The organism is Massilia sp. UBA6681, from assembly GCF_002454935.1.
Lineage (GTDB): Bacteria > Pseudomonadota > Gammaproteobacteria > Burkholderiales > Burkholderiaceae_D > Telluria > Telluria varians.
This window is the reverse complement of sequence record NZ_DKJX01000024.1, coordinates 46,467-61,464: the sequence shown is the minus strand read 5'-3', so window position 1 is coordinate 61,464 and position 14,998 is coordinate 46,467. Positions and strand designations below refer to the sequence as shown.

Annotated in this window: 14 protein-coding genes; 12 read left to right on the top strand and 2 right to left on the bottom strand. The window is 66.1% G+C overall.

The window, feature by feature from the left end:
• Nucleotides 1-209: 209 nt before the first annotated feature.
• Nucleotides 210-2,621, bottom strand: coding sequence for a penicillin acylase family protein (locus B2R83_RS02985; RefSeq protein WP_292038206.1), 2,412 nt, complete (start codon nucleotides 2,619-2,621; stop codon nucleotides 210-212).
• A gap of 297 nt (nucleotides 2,622-2,918) precedes the next feature.
• On the opposite strand from B2R83_RS02985, the gene B2R83_RS24015 reads away from it, so the two are divergent.
• The 12 genes from B2R83_RS24015 (at nucleotide 2,919) to B2R83_RS02920 (ending at nucleotide 14,168) form a co-directional block, all read left to right on the top strand.
• On the top strand, nucleotides 2,919-4,097 hold the full coding sequence (locus B2R83_RS24015; RefSeq protein ID WP_414674345.1) for an OmpA family protein: 1,179 nt from the start codon (nucleotides 2,919-2,921) through the stop codon (nucleotides 4,095-4,097).
• Between the two features lie 102 nt (nucleotides 4,098-4,199).
• Complete coding sequence (locus B2R83_RS02970; protein WP_292038205.1) at nucleotides 4,200-5,684, top strand: B12-binding domain-containing radical SAM protein; 1,485 nt, start codon at nucleotides 4,200-4,202, stop codon at nucleotides 5,682-5,684.
• A gap of 56 nt (nucleotides 5,685-5,740) precedes the next feature.
• On the top strand, nucleotides 5,741-6,889 hold the full coding sequence (locus B2R83_RS02965; protein WP_292038204.1) for an MlaE family ABC transporter permease: 1,149 nt from the start codon (nucleotides 5,741-5,743) through the stop codon (nucleotides 6,887-6,889).
• Nucleotides 6,889-7,755 carry an ABC transporter ATP-binding protein gene (locus B2R83_RS02960; RefSeq protein WP_081925744.1) on the top strand — a complete coding sequence of 289 codons (867 nt, stop codon included), beginning with the start codon at nucleotides 6,889-6,891 and terminating at the stop codon, nucleotides 7,753-7,755. The genes B2R83_RS02965 and B2R83_RS02960 overlap by 1 nt, the downstream gene beginning before the upstream one ends.
• 2 nt (nucleotides 7,756-7,757) lie before the next feature.
• The gene (locus B2R83_RS02955) at nucleotides 7,758-8,705 is read left to right on the top strand and encodes an MlaD family protein (RefSeq protein ID WP_292038202.1); all 948 of its coding nucleotides are present in this window, start codon (nucleotides 7,758-7,760) and stop codon (nucleotides 8,703-8,705) included.
• Between the two features lie 8 nt (nucleotides 8,706-8,713).
• Nucleotides 8,714-9,340, top strand: a complete 627-nt coding sequence (locus B2R83_RS02950) for an ABC-type transport auxiliary lipoprotein family protein (RefSeq protein WP_349681040.1) — start codon at nucleotides 8,714-8,716, stop codon at nucleotides 9,338-9,340.
• The gene (locus B2R83_RS02945) at nucleotides 9,337-10,518 is read left to right on the top strand and encodes a VanZ family protein (RefSeq protein WP_292038200.1); all 1,182 of its coding nucleotides are present in this window, start codon (nucleotides 9,337-9,339) and stop codon (nucleotides 10,516-10,518) included. The genes B2R83_RS02950 and B2R83_RS02945 overlap by 4 nt, the downstream gene beginning before the upstream one ends.
• A 48-nt stretch (nucleotides 10,519-10,566) precedes the next feature.
• A complete protein-coding gene (locus B2R83_RS02940; protein ID WP_027867055.1) occupies nucleotides 10,567-10,899 on the top strand; it encodes a (2Fe-2S) ferredoxin domain-containing protein in 333 nt (110 codons plus the stop codon).
• Nucleotides 10,900-10,924: 25 nt separating this feature from the next.
• Nucleotides 10,925-11,545: an alpha/beta hydrolase gene (locus B2R83_RS02935; RefSeq protein WP_036206714.1), complete on the top strand. Its 621-nt coding sequence runs from the start codon at nucleotides 10,925-10,927 to the stop codon at nucleotides 11,543-11,545.
• Nucleotides 11,546-11,658: 113 nt separating this feature from the next.
• A complete protein-coding gene (locus tag B2R83_RS02930; protein ID WP_292038197.1) occupies nucleotides 11,659-12,804 on the top strand; it encodes a D-alanyl-D-alanine carboxypeptidase family protein in 1,146 nt (381 codons plus the stop codon).
• Nucleotides 12,805-12,911: 107 nt separating this feature from the next.
• Entirely contained in the window at nucleotides 12,912-13,838 is a 927-nt protein-coding gene (locus tag B2R83_RS02925) for an aldo/keto reductase (RefSeq protein WP_292038196.1), read from the top strand.
• A gap of 18 nt (nucleotides 13,839-13,856) precedes the next feature.
• On the top strand, nucleotides 13,857-14,168 hold the full coding sequence (locus B2R83_RS02920) for a metal-sensitive transcriptional regulator (protein WP_027867059.1): 312 nt from the start codon (nucleotides 13,857-13,859) through the stop codon (nucleotides 14,166-14,168).
• On the opposite strand, the gene pssA is transcribed toward B2R83_RS02920, so the two are convergent.
• Nucleotides 14,169-14,954, bottom strand: coding sequence for a CDP-diacylglycerol--serine O-phosphatidyltransferase (gene pssA, locus B2R83_RS02915; protein WP_414674344.1), 786 nt, complete (start codon nucleotides 14,952-14,954; stop codon nucleotides 14,169-14,171). It lies immediately after the preceding gene.
• Nucleotides 14,955-14,998 lie beyond the last annotated feature (44 nt).

Below are 14,998 nucleotides of genomic sequence, written 5' to 3'. Positions count from 1 at the left end.
GTGTTCGTCAGCAGCAGAGAAGCGAGATTATGCGGTGTTTTGCGTTTATCGTCAAGCCCCTCTTTTTTCTTTCGCTGTCGTTTCGTTTTGCGAATCGAAGCAGCTCCGGAAGACACGAATCATAGCAAAGGCGGAGGCCGTCGCGCAAGTAGGCAGTGTGAGTTTTTGAGACATTTCAGCCTGCCTTAAGCCGACAATTCTTGCGCGCCTTATTCACGCAGGCTCATCGTTGCGTAATTCGGATCGGCCTTGATCTTCTCTTGCGTGAACGGCAGCACTGGCCACTCCTTGCGCGAGTACACCTGGGTCTGGTCCGCATACCAGGGCGACTTGGGATCGGTCGACTGCCCATAGGTCAGCATCGCCTGCGCCACCGGCCCCTGCTCGTCGAAGCCGACGGTCTGGATATAGCTCTGCCCCCAGTGGGCGCCGACATAGCCGTTGGCGGTCAGGCCTGTGCGCATCGTCAGGGAACTGTAGGTGCCCTCCTGGTTGCCGTTCCCGCCATGCAGCGGGATGCGCACGCCGTTGCGCGGCTCGACCTGAACATCCCCCAGGCGCGCATCAAGCGGGATGCCGAGCGACTGCAGCTTGACGGCCGCGTCCCGCAGCGCCGCCAGCATGGCCGGCATCGCGGCCGGCGCCACGCCATTGGGCGTGTTCACCGGGTCGGCAGGATTGAAGGGATTCGCCCACTTGTTCGGAATGCTCGACGCCACGCTCCAGAATTCGCGGAACAGCACCGCGCCGCGGCTGTCGACATTGGCGCGGCGGTCCCAGGCCTGCAGCACGTTGCAGGCCTGGCGCGACAGCTCGTTGCTCAGGGCCGCGCAGGCGGTCAGCAGTTCGGGCAGCACCAGCTCGGCCGCATACACGCGGTTCGAGAAGGCCAGCGCCTGCATGTCGGCCAGGGTCAGCTTGCTGCGCTGCGCCAGCAGGTCTTCCATTTGCCGGAAGCCGATGCGGGTGCGCAGGGTCTGCTCGACACCGGTGCGTCCATACAGCGGCGAGAAACCCAGCGGCGCCGGGCCCGTCAGCAGTGCTTTCGGGTTGGTCAGCCAATAGCTGTCGTTCGAATTGCCGACGTAGTCGGTGCGCATCATCCACGGCGCCTTCGCCGGCGCGTAGATGCCCGGCGGCGCGCCGGCATCCTGCCCCCAGCCGCAGGCACTCCGCGAACCGTCGAACAGCAGCGCCGCCTGCAGCAGCAGGCAGCCGTTCACGAACTTGTCCGCATTCATGTGCGGCACCACGCTGGCGTCCGCATACAGCGCATTGCCTTCGCGGTCGGCGGCAACCGTGTTCACCCAGGGCAGGCCCACCACCTTGTCGAGCGAATCCTTCAGCGCGCGCACGCTGCCGGCCGTGCCGATGCCCAGCCACTGCTCGAGCATGCGGGTGTTGTAGCGGTTCGGGTCGGCCAGGACGTAGGCGGCGCCGGCGGTCCAGGTCATGCCTGCGGCCGGCCGCACGATCACCGCGCCCTGGTGGCTGAAGTAGAAGGTCTTGCTGCGCCGGCCCACCAGCCCGTCCGGCAGCAGCGCGTCGACGGTGACCGTCTTGGACGTCATCTTGCGGCGCTCGCCGTCATATAGATAGGTGGTGCCGGTCGGGTCGGTGGGATCCAGCGCCAGCCGGAAGGTGGTGAAGTGATAGGCGAAGGTGACGGTGTGGCTCCAGGCGACATCCTTGTTGAAGCCGATGACCACCGCCGGCACGCCGCCGATGATCACGCCCATCGCGTCGTAACGCCCCGGCACGGTCAGGTGGGCCTGGTAGAAGCGGTCGGCGGTGGTCCAGGGGTAGTGCGGATTCCCGAGCAGCAGGCCGCGCCCGTTCGCCGACAGGTCCTTGCCGACGCCCAGCGCATTGCTGCCGAAGCCCTGGCGGTTGAGCTTGTCGAGCTGGGCCACCAGGGTGGAGGCATCGATCTTGCGCGGCGCCGCCTTGGCCAGGCTCACCGTGGCGCCCGGAACGCGGCCCGCGGCGACGAAGTCGCGGGCGAAGGCCTGGCCGGAGGCGTGCAGCGCCTTTTCCGCCACCACCAGATACATGTCGTCGAGCGTGATCGGACGCACCCACTTGGCCTCCGCGCAGGCCGCGGGCAGCTTGCCGGCGTAGTCCTTCAGGTAGCGGTTGTAGCCTTCGACGAAACCTTCGAGCAGCTGGCGCGGTTCGGCCGTGCCGGCGGCGTAGTTGGCGCGCAGCTGTTCGATGTCGAGGTAGCCCTTGAAGAAGAAGTCACTTTCTTCGTTGTTCAGGTCCATGAAGCCGCTGCCGCCGCCGTACTCGTCGCCGGTGCGCTGGCGCGGCCGCGCCTCGCCGCCGAAGAACAGCGAACGCTCGCCGCGCACGGTCAGCACCGAGTCGGCGAACATGCAGACGTTGTCCTGTGCGTAGGCATAGGCCAGCCCATAGGCCAGGCTGCGGTAATCCTCGGCGCGCACATGCGGTATGCCGTGCGTGGTGCGCGCGACCTCGACCTGGATGCGCGCGGCAGTCTGCGGTGGCGGCGGCGGGGCTGCGACATCGTCCTTGTCGCTGCTGCAGGCGCCCAGCGCCAGCATGGTGGCGAGCGCCGCGGCCAGCAGGCGGGGGCGAGGAAAGACAGGGCTTGGCATGGAGAACTTTCTGCGGCCAGCGGCACGCGGCAGAGAATGTTAAAATCACACAGTTGAACTCTAAACAATTTTCTACGCCATGCCTACTGGCGAAAGTGATGGGTTCACACAGAGCGGGAACCTACAGGCGCACTGTTGAAACGATGTGTTGTTATTTCGAGAATATTTCTCTTATGCGAGATAGCGAACAGTGCGCAAGATGCCAAAAGGTAATACTTCGCCCTGTAACTCCCCGAGAGCCGAGGCCTTCGAGGCCCAGGTAACAGACTAATGTTTTAATTGACGAAAAGCAGAACAATGAAAGCATCCAACAAACTCGCCGCACTGATCGCACTGGCCTGCGCAACCATGGTGAACGCCCACGCGGCACCGCAAGAGGCAGCTTCCCAGCAGTCCGCGCAAGCTGATTCGGCCTACGTGAATCTGGACTGGGCCAACAGCGCCTGGTACGCAGGCGTGGGCGCTGGACGCTCGCGCGCCGACATCGACCAGAGCGCGCTGCAGCGTACCCTGAACTCGAACGGCTCGACCCTGAGCAGCTTCAGCACCGATGACCGCGACGTCACCTGGAAGCTGTTCGTCGGCAAGCAACTGAACCGCTACTTCGCCATCGAAGCCGGCTACTTCGAACTGGAAAACTTCGACTTCGAAGCCTGGACCAACCGTGGCAACCTGAACGGTGAAACCAAGTTCCGCGGCGTGAACCTCGACCTGGTGGGCCGCCTGCCGATCACCGAACGCCTGACCTTCCTGGCGCGCGGCGGTGTCCAGTACACCAAGGCCAAGACCCACTTCACCGGCTCCCGCCTGGATGCCGTGACCGTCGCCAACCCGCCGAACGAAGGCCGCCGTCACGGCAAGTACGGCCTGGGCCTGGAGTACGCGCTGAGCGAAAACATGGCACTGCGCGGCGAAGTGGAGCGCTACCGCGTGACCGACGCGGTCCAGAACCGCGGCGACATCGACACCGCCACCGTGAGCCTGGTCTGGAAGTTCGGCCGTCCGGTCAAGGCAGCCTACGTTGCCCCGGCACCGGTCGAGGCAGCACCGGCGCCAGCGCCGGCACCGGCACCGGTCGTCGCACCGGCACCGGCACCGGAACCGGTCCCGACCTCGGAAAAGGTCTCGATCGCGGCTGAAGCCCTGTTCGACTTCGACAAGGCGATCGTCAAGCCGGAAGGCAAGGCGGCACTGGACGAGTTCATGGCGAAGCTGGAAGGCCTGAACACCGAAGTCATGATCGCCGTCGGCCACACCGACTCGGTCGGCACCAACGCCTACAACGAGAAGCTGTCGCTGCGCCGCGCCGAAGCCGTCAAGGCCTACATGGTCTCGAAAGGCCTGGATCCGGCCCGCCTGTACACCGAAGGCAAGGGCGAGACCCAGCCGGTCGCCGACAACGCCACCGCCGAAGGCCGCGCCAAGAACCGCCGCGTGACCATCGAAGTGGTCGGTACCCGTACCGTCACCAAGTAAGCCTTGGCTGAATGACAAAGCGTCCGGCGCAAGCCGGGCGCTTTTCTTTTTTGTGGCGCCGACGCCGCAGGCCCGGTGCCCGCATTCGGTACAATGCGCGGGATGACCATCCTGCTTTCCACGCTCAACGCGCGCTACACCCACGCTTCCCTCGGACTCCGTTACCTGCTGGCCAACATGGGTCCGCTGCAGGCGCAGACGCGCATCCACGAATTCGTCATCGGCGCCAAGACCAGCGACCTGGTCGAACGCATCCTGGCGCACCAGCCGCGTATCCTCGGCCTGGGCGTCTACATCTGGAACGTCGAAGAAACCACCCGGCTGGTGGCGCTGCTCAAGCGCGTCGCGCCGCAGCTGACGATCGTGCTGGGCGGCCCGGAAGTCTCGCACGAGACCGGCGAGCAGGAGATCGTGCGGCTGGCCGACTACGTCGTTACCGGCTGGGGCGACGTCACCTTCCCCAAGCTGTGCGGCGAGATCCTGAACGGCCCCAAGCCGCTGATGAAAGTGCACGCCGGCGTGCAGCCGCCGATGGCGGAGATCGCCCTGCCCTATTCTTTATATAGCGACGAGGACATCGCCCACCGCACCCTGTACGTGGAAGCTTCGCGCGGCTGTCCGTTCAAGTGCGAGTTCTGCCTGTCTTCGCTGGACAAGACCGCCTGGCCCTTCCCCCTGGACGCCTTTTTGGCCGAGATGGAGTCGCTGCATGCACGCGGCGCGCGCCTGTTCAAGTTCGTCGACCGCACCTTCAACCTGAACGTCAAGACCAGCCTGCGCATCATGCAGTTCTTCCTCGATAAACTCGAGGCGAACCCGCAGGATCCGGTCTACGCCCACTTCGAGCTGGTCCCGGACCACCTGCCCGAAGCCCTGAAGGAGACGATCGCCAGGTTCCCGCCCGGCGCGCTGCAGTTCGAGATCGGCATCCAGAGCTTCAACCCCGAGGTACAGGCCCTGGTGAGCCGGCGCCAGGACAATGCCAAGGCCGCCGACAACATCCGCTGGCTGACCGAACACTCGCAGACCCATCTGCACGTGGACCTGATCGCCGGCCTGCCCGGTGAGGACGTGGCCAGCTTCGCGCGCGGATTCGACCAGTTGGTAGGGCTGGGAGCCCAGGAGATCCAGTTCGGCATCCTCAAGCGCCTGCGCGGCACCCCGATCATCCGCCACACCGAGCCTTTCGGCATGGTCTACGATCCCTACCCGCCCTACACCGTGCTGGCGACGAAGCAGGTCGATTTCCCGACCATGCAGCGCCTGGTGCGCTTTGCCCGCTACTGGGACCTGGTGGCCAACTCGGGCCGCTTCGCCAACACCACCCGCGTGCTGCTGGGCGAGGCCCCGTTCGACAACTTCATGGCTTTCTCAAGCTGGATCTACACCAAGACCGATGCGACCCACCGCATCGCGCTCGAGAAGCTGGCCAAGCTGGTGCAGGAATGGCTGCAGCTGCGCGGCATGGCGCGCGAGGAAGCGGCTGCCCTGCTGGCCTCGGACTATGCGGGCAAGCTCGATACCGCCCCGGCGCACAAGCCCATGGCCGCCGCGCCCGAACGCCAGGTTCGCCACCTGGCTGCGTAGCGCACTATGTTAGGAACCGTGTAGCAGCGATAACGATTCTCTTTTACACTGGCGCAATGCAGATTGAAAATGCGCCAATATTAACCATCCAGCATCCAGACCAGGCCTCGGGTACCGGCGCGGCCCCATCTGTCATGGCAAGCGGCGTCTGGCAGGTACATACGCTGTCGCGCAAGGGCGTGCTCAAGGCGATCACCCGCACCCTGAACACGCTCAAGAAGAACAGGCAAAGCCTCGCCTGGGACCTCTCCGGCATCGAGCGCCTCGACCACGTCGGCGCCCAGATGTTCTGGAACGCCTGGGGCAAGCAGCGTCCCGCCAGCCTGAAACTCGATCCGCAGCACGAAGAACTGTTCGGCCGCATCGAGAAGGCCAGCGCCATCAAGCTGCCGCGTCATAAAGTCAGCCCGCTGAACTGGCTGATCGTGCTGGGCGGCGGCATCCTGTCCTTTTTCGAGCACCTGCGCGGCTTCATCAGCCTGATCGGCCAGCTGATCCTGGACTTCGGCCGCTTCATCCGCCGCCCGCAGGCCGGACCCTGGCGCGAGATCTCGGCCAATATCTACCATTCCGGCTTCCAGGCGCTCGGCATCACGGCGATGGTCGGCTTCCTGATCGGGATCGTGCTGTCCTTCCTGTCATCGCAGCAGCTGCGCATGTTCGGCGGCGACATCTACATCGTCAACATCCTGGGCATGGCCGTGATCCGCGAGCTGGGCCCGCTGCTGGCGGCGATCCTGGTGGCGGGCCGCTCCGGCTCCTCGATCACCGCGCAGCTGGGCGTGATGCGCGTGACCGAGGAACTCGACGCCATGCTGGTGATGGGCATCTCGCACGGCCAGCGCCTGATCATGCCCAAGGTGATCGCGCTTGCCATCTCGATGCCGCTGCTGGTGGTCTGGACCGACGCCATGGCGCTGATCGGCGGCATGGTCTCGGCCAAGATCGAGCTGGGCCTGTCGTTCCGCTACTTCATCCAGAAGCTGCCGGACGCGGTGCCGGTGGTGAACTACACGATCGGCCTGCTCAAGGGCTGCGTGTTCGGCATGCTGATCGCGCTGGTGTCGTGTCACTTCGGCCTGCGCATCAAGCCGAACACCGAAAGCCTGGGCCGCGGCACCACCACCGCGGTGGTCACGGCGATCACCGTCGTCATCCTGGCGGACGCGGTGTTCGCCATCATCTTCAACGACGTGGGGTTCTGATGGCAGACACGAACCAGCCCACTAAGCCACGCGAACCGCAGCGCCTGAACAAGCGCCCCGAGGAAGACGTCGGGCCGCCGGTGGTCGAGATCCGCAATCTGTGGACGCGCTTCGGGCGCACCGTGGTGCACCAGGACCTGAACCTCGACATCTATGCGGGCGAGATCCTCACCATCGTCGGCGGCTCCGGCACCGGCAAGACCGTGCTGCTGCGCCAGATGCTGGGCCTGGAGCGCCCCTCGGAAGGCTGCGTGAAGGTGTTCGGCGAGGACATCAGCCAGGCCGAACCGGAACAGCTGCAGCACATGCGCAACCACTGGGGCATGCTGTTCCAGCAGGGCGCGCTGTACTCGGCCCTGAGCGTGTTCGACAACATCGCCTTCCCGATGCGCGAGCTGCGCTCGCTGCCCGAGGACGTGATCCGCGACGCCGTGCTGCTCAAGATGGACATGGTCGGCCTCGGCCCCGAGCACGCCAACAAGATGCCGTCCGACCTGTCGGGCGGGATGGTCAAGCGCGCGGCCCTGGCGCGCGCCCTCGCGCTGGAACCGCGCTTATTGTTCCTGGACGAACCCACGGCGGGCCTCGACCCCGACCTGTCGGATGCCTTCGTGTCGCTGATCCAGACCCTGCACAGCGAACTGAAGCTCACCGTGGTCATGGTCACGCACGACCTCGACACGCTGTTCGCGCTGTCGTCGCGCATCGCGGTGCTGGCAGAGAAGCACGTGCTGGCGGTCGGACCGGCCTGTGACGTGCTGCGCGTCCAGCATCCCTTCATCAAACACTTTTTCCTGGGCCCGCGCGGCCAGCGGGCGCTGGAAGTGCTCGAAGAGCGCCAGGCCCAGAACGATTCGGAGAACTGAATATGGAAAACAGATCGTATGCCCTGATGACAGGCGTCTTCACGATCGCCCTGGTGGTCGCGGCCGTGCTGGCCGGGCTGTGGCTCAACCGCGACCGCACCGAGCTGGTGCCCTACGAGATCGTGACCACCCAGTCGATCCCGGGCCTGAACCCGGAAGCCGCGGTGCGCTACCGCGGCCTGGAAGTGGGGCGCGTGGACCAGATCATCTTCGACCCGCGCGTCACCGGCCAGATCCTGATCAAGCTGTCGGTCGACAAGAGTTCGCCGATCACCACCACCACCTTCGCCTCGCTCGGCTACCAGGGCGTGACCGGCATCGCCTTCATCCAGCTCGACGACGACCGCACCGGCTCGCCGCGCCTGGCGGTACGCGACGACCAGCCGGCCCGCATCCCGCTGCGCCCGGGCCTGCTCGACATCCTGGAAAAGCGCGGCCTGGCCATCCTCGAGAAGACCGAGCAGATCACCGACAGCCTGGCCAAGATGGTCACCGACGAGAACCAGCAGACCATCGTCGGTGCGTTCGACAGCATCGGCAAGGCGGCCGACGCCTATGCCGCCATTCCGCGCAAGCTCGAGCCGACCATCGACCGCCTGCCGGCGCTCACGGCAAAGATCGACCGCAGCCTGAGCTCCTTCGACGCGGCCGCCGCCAGCATCCAGGCCACCGCCGACAACTACGACCAGCTGGCCACGCGCCTGCAGGCCCCCGACGGCCCGCTCGAGCGCCTGAACGGCGCGGTCGGCTCGCTGCAGTCGGCCACCAGCGAACTCGAACTCGAAACCCTGCCGCACGTCGTCCAGATGACCGACGAGGCGCGCGGCGCGCTGCGCGCCGTGAAGCGCACCGCCACCTCGCTGTCCGACCGCCCGCAAAGCATCCTGTTCGGCGCCCCGAGCGCCCAGCCGGGTCCGGGCGAACCGGGCTTCGTGCCACCGACCAAATGAGGACCACCGTGACCGCCACTCCGATCCGCGCCCTGTTCGCCCTTGCCGCCTCGAGCCTCCTCCTCGCGGGCTGCGCCAGCAACAAGATCCAGGAAAGCATGACCTACGACTTCGGTCCGGCAGCGCCGCTGCAGCAGGGGGCGCCGGCCTCCGCACCTGCCAATATCGCCGCGCTGGTGGTGATGGACTTCACCGGCCCGTCGGCCCTGGAGAACGAGCGCATGTTCTACCGCCTGGCCTATGCCGACGCGCTGCAGGCCCGCACCTACGCCCATGCGCGCTGGGCCAACGAGCCGCTGCAGATGCTCACCCAGCGCGTCAAGGCGCGCCTGGCGCAGTCGGGCATGAAGGTGCTGTCGGCCACCGACGCCTCCACCGGGGTGCCGCTGCTGCGCGTGGAAGTGGACGACTTCGTCCACGCGTTTTCCGGCGTGAGCCAGAGCGAAGGCCAGATCACCCTGCGCGCCTCGCTGTTCAACGACCACCGCCTGCTCGACCAGCGCACGTTCACGCGCACGACGCCGGCCCCGAGCGCCGATGCGCCGGGCGGCGCGCGCGCCCTGGCGGCCAGCACCGACGCCGTCGCAAGCGACATCCTGGCCTGGCTGGCGACGGTCGATACCCGAAAACGATGACCAAGCCTACCGTCGCCGTCGAGCAGCGCGAACGCCCGCGCGAAGGACGCGGCTCGCCGATCGCACGCGCGGCGCTGCTGGCCTACCTGCTCTTGATCATCTACGCCAGCTGGTACCCGTTCACGGGCTGGCGCAACAGCGGGGTGCCGGTATTCACCTTCCTCAATACGGTCATGCCACGCTACTGGACCGGCTTCGACGTCGGCGTCAATATCGTCGGCTACATGCCGCTCGGGGTGCTGCTGGTGCTGTCGGTCTACCCGCGCGTGCGCGGCATCTGGGCGGTGCTGCTGGCGGCGCTTGCCGGCATCCTGGTGACGCTCACGATGGAAACGGTGCAGAACTTCCTGCCCAGCCGCGTGCCGTCCAACCTCGACCTGATCACCAATGCCGGCGGCTGCCTGGCCGGCGCGCTGCTCGGCGCCTGGTGGGCGCCCGGCCTGCTCGACCGCAGCCGCCTGTTCCAGCTGCGGCGCCGCTGGTTCGCGCCCTACGCCAGCCAGGGCCTGGTGCTGGTGGCCCTGTGGCCGCTGGCGCAGATCTACCCGCAAAGCTACCTGTTCGGCCACGGCCAGGTGCTGCCCATCCTCTCGGAATGGCTGTCGCGCTGGTTCGATACCGACATCGACCTGGTCAACATGCTGCGTCCGGGCGAAGCGATGAGCGTGGAGCAGTACTGGCTCTCGGAGACCATCATCACGGCTTGCGGCATGACCGGCGCCGTCCTGACGCTCATGTGCCTGGTGCGCCGCAGCGCGCCGCGCTTCCTGCTGATGGTGGTGTTCCTGGCCTCGGCCCTCCTGGTGAAGGCGCTGGCGAGCTCGCTGCTGTTCCGACCCGATAACGCGTTTGTCTGGGTGACGCCCGGCGCGGAAGGCGGTTTCATCATCGGCATCATCATGCTCACCGGCCTGGTGTTCGCGCCGCAGGTGGCGCAGCGCCGGCTGGCGGTGGTCACGCTGGTGCTGAGCCTCATCGTGGTCAATACGGTGCCGGTCAACCCGTACTTCGTCTCCACCCTGCAGGGCTGGGTGCAGGGGAAGTTCCTGAACTTTAACGGCGCGGCCCAGTTCCTCGCCTTGACCTGGCCCTTCCTGGCGCTGTGGTTCCTGCTGCTGCCCTCGCACCGGCTGAATCGCCCGGAGCCGCGGCCCGGGGCGGCGGACGGGGAGTCTTGAACATTTGCCGTATCATGAGGGCTGGCGACCATCTATGACGAGAACGACATGAGCGACACCAACGACGCACCCTTCTACAAGCACCACGTCTTCTTCTGCATGAACGAGCGCGACGGCAAGGATGCCCGCCAGAGCTGCGGCAAGTGCGGCGCCGAGAAGGCGCAGAAGCACGCCAAGAAACGCATCAAGGAACTCGGCCTGAACGGCCAGGGCAAGGTGCGCGTCAACCAGTCCGGCTGCCTCGACCGCTGCGAGGAAGGCCCGGTGCTCGTGGTCTACCCGGAAGGCACCTGGTACACCTACGTGGACAACGCCGACATCGACGACATCATCGACACCCACCTGGTGGGCGGCAAGGTCGTCGAACGCCTGAAAATCTGATCACCCCTGCAAGCGCTTTGGATTAATGAACAAGTATTCGCACAAGTTTACCCTCGACGGCCACGCCGGCAAGATGCAATGCATCCTCGACCTGCCGGAAGGCCAGCCGCGCGGCATCGCCCTGGTGGCGCACCCGCACCCGCTGTACGGCGGCACCATGGAGAACAAGGTGGCCCAGACGCTGGCGCGCACCTTCGTCACCCTCGGCTACGCCACCGCGCGCTTCAACTTCCGCGGCGTGGGCGAGTCGGAAGGCGTGCACGACGACGGCCGCGGCGAGGTGGACGACATGGACGTCATGTACAAGCACATGACCGAACAGTACCCGGGCCTGCCGGTGACCCTGTCCGGTTTCTCCTTCGGCACCTTCGTGCAGGCCCAGTTCCAGCAGCGCCTGATCGCAGAGGGCCGCCCGGCCGAGCGCCTGGTGCTGGTCGGCACCGCGGCCGGCAAGTGGCCGATGCCGCCGGTTCCGGCGGACACCATCCTGATCCACGGCGAACTTGACGATACGATCACGCTGCAGGAAGTGTTCGACTGGGCGCGCCCGCTCGACATCCCGGTGACCGTGATCCCGGGCGCCGACCACTTTTTCCACCGCAAGCTCGGTCACATTAAGAATCTTGTCGTCGAAATGTGGCGATGACGTGACATTTGACGCTGTCGCTGTGCAATAATTAGTCCCTTCTTTCGAGGCAATACTCTCGGGTGTTGCCTTGCGCACTTCTGCATTAGCATTTTTTTACAGCGAACACTCCCATGAAAAAACTGTTAGCGGCCGTGGCCGCCAGCCTGCTGATGGCTTCGGCCAGTGCACAGACCGTGCCCGCGCCGACCGTCGCAGCCAAGTCGTGGCTGCTGCTCGACGCGACGAGTGGCCAAGTCATCGCAGCCCAAGACCCCGACGCACGCATCGAACCGGCTTCGCTCACCAAGGTGATGACCGCCTACGTGACCTTTGCCGCGCTGCGCGACAAGCGCCTGACCCTGGACACCATGGTCAACGTCTCGGTGCGTGCCTGGAAAGTCGACGCGAGCAGCTCGAAGATGTTCATCGATCCGAAGGTCCCGGTGTCGGTCAACGACCTGCTGCACGGCCTGATGATCCAGTCGGGTAACGACGCCGCGGTGGCCCTGGCCGAAGCCGTGGCCGGCGACGAAGGCACCTTCGTGACCCTGATGAACCGCGAGTCCGAGCGCCTGGGCATGAAGAACACCCGCTGGGCCAACCCGCACGGCCTGCCGGACGCGAACAACTACTCGACCGCGCGCGACCTGTCGGTCATGGCCTCGAGCGTGATCCGCGACTTCCCCGAGTTCTACAAGATCGACTCGATCAAGCAGTTCACCTACAACAAGATCACGCAGCAGAACCGCAACCGCCTGCTGTGGCTGGACCCGTCCGTGGACGGCATGAAGACCGGCCATACCGCGTCCTCGGGCTACAGCATGATCGCCTCGGCGCGCCGCCCGAACGGCAACGCCGGCGAGCGCCGCCTGATCTCGGTGGTGCTGGGCACCAGCTCGGATTCGGTGCGCACCCAGGAAAGCCAGAAGCTGCTGAACTGGGGCTTCCAGAACTTCGACACGGTCAAGCTGTACTCGAAGGGCCAGGCCGTATCGACCGTGCCGGTTTGGAAAGGTTCGGAATCGAACGTGAAGCTCGGCTTCACCCGCGACGTGCTGGTGACCGTGCCGAAGGGCGTGGCGGGCAAGATGAAACCGGTCCTGGAGCGCAAGGACCCGCTGGTCGCCCCGCTGGCGCGCAATTCGCAGGTCGGCACCCTCAAGATGATGGTCGACGGCAAGCCGCTGATCGCGCTGCCGGTGGTGGCGCTGGACGAGGTGCAGGAAGCCAGCATCTTCGGCCGCGCCTGGGACTCGATGCGCCTGTGGATGCAGTGATCCTCGCCTGAGCCCATCCGAACAGCCCGTCCGTGCGCAAGCCGGGCGGGCTTTTTGTTTGGCCGCACCGCTATAATCGTGCCATCCTGTTCACACGAAAGCGCACGATGACCCACCCGCTCCCCGCCGACCTGCACTGCCCTCGCATCGCTACCCGTGAGGGTGGGCTCGCACTGTCCCGCATCGTGGCCGGCATGTGGCGCATGAACGACTGGGGCATGTCGGTCCAGCAGCGCGTGGCCTTCATCGAGCAGTGCATCGAACTGGGCGTCACCTCCTTCGACCACGCCGACATCTACGGCAACTACGGCGTCGAAGGCACGTTCGGCGAAGCCCTGCGCGCCCAGCCTTCGCTGCGCGAGCGCATCGAGCTGGTGAGCAAGTGCGGCATCAAGCTGGTCTCCGAAAAACGCCCGCAGCACGGCATCCAGCACTACGACACCACGGCCGCCCACATCGTCGCCTCCGCCGAGGAATCGCTGCGCCTGCTGGGCACCGATCGCCTCGACCTGCTGCTGATCCACCGCCCCGACCCGCTGATGGACTTCGACGAGGTCGCCGACGCCTTCACCCGCCTGCAGCAGGCCGGCAAGGTGCGCCACGTGGGCGTGTCGAACTTCACGCGCCACCAGTTCGAATGCCTGAACCGCCGCGTGCCGCTCGCCACCAACCAGGTCGAGTTCTCGCCGATGTTCGTCGCGCCGATGTTCGACGAGATCTTCGACGGCCTGCAGGACCTGGGCATCGCGCCGATGGTCTGGTCGCCGCTGGGCGGCGGGCGCCTGTTCACCTCAGGCGACGCACGCGCGGTGGAGGTCCGCTCGGTCATCCAGGAGATTGCGGAGCGCATGGCACAGCCTTTTGCCAGCGTGCTGTTCGCCTGGATCATGCAGCTGCCGAGCCGCCCGATCCCGCTCACCGGCACCGGGCGCTTCGAGGCGATCCGCGAAGCGGTGGCGGCTACCTCCTTCCAGCTCGAACGCGGCGACTGGTTCCGCATCCTGCGCGCGGCGCGCGGGCACGAAGTGGCATAAGGCCAAAGGCAGGCGACGATGGCCGAGAGCCCGCTGAAGATCGTCGAGGGCAGCGCCCTCACCGCGCAGCAGAAGAAGGACCTGCTGAACCGGCTGGCGCGCATCGAAGGCCAGCTGCGCGGGGTGCAGAAGCTGATCGCGCTGGCCGCGGAGCCGTCGGACGTCGACGCCGTGGCCCAGCAGATGGCGGCGGCGCGCAAGGCGCTCGACCGCTCCTTCGTGCAGCTGCTGGCGGGGTCGATCCAGACCCAGGCCGGCAACGCCGCCGACCTCGACGAAGCGCAGGCACGCGCCGCCCACCTTGCGGCGATGCTCGATAAATTCGCCTGATCAGTCTTCGTAGACCAGAGGAGGCGCAATGCCGCGCCACCCCATGCGCCAGGCGATGTTCAGCAGCAGGGTCGCGGACACGTACAGCAGGAAGAACAGCACGAAGAAGCGCGTCTGCAGGACCGCCAGCAGCACGGCGCACACCGCCAGCAGCACCAGCATCACCTTGCCGCGCGGATGCTTCGAGCTCGGGAAGCGGATGGTCGACACCATCAGCGTGCCGACCGCGATCATCAGCGCGATGATGGCGAAGCACTGCGCCATGGTGGTCGCGGGATCGGGCCAGGCCACCACCACCGAGGCCACGCAGGCCGCGCCGGCGGTGATCGGCATGCCGACGAAATAGCGCGGGTCGGTGCGGCCGACCATGACGTTGAAACGCGCCAGGCGCAGTGCGCCGCAGGTGACGAACACGAAGCAGGCCAGGCCGCCCATGCGCACCAGGGTCGGGTGCGCGGCGCCCATCTGGGCAAACCCGTAGCAATACAGCAGGAGCCCCGGGGCGCAGCCGAAGTTCATCACGTCGGCGATCGAATCGAGCTGCACGCCGAAGCTGGACTGGGTCTTGGTGAGACGGGCGACGAAACCGTCGAGGGCGTCGAACACGCCGGCCAGCACCAGCAGGATCGCCGCCAGTCGATAGTCGGCGGGGGAGCCGATGTGCGCATTGTCCACCGAGATCACGATGCTGCCGAAGCCGCAGGCGATCGACAGCAGGGTCACGAAACTGGGCAGGGCGAACTTGGCGCGCGCGAGGCGCTGCCGGCTGGTGGGCTTGGTCGACAATTGATGACTCGGCAATGAGATCGATAGCATATTCTACAGGGGAG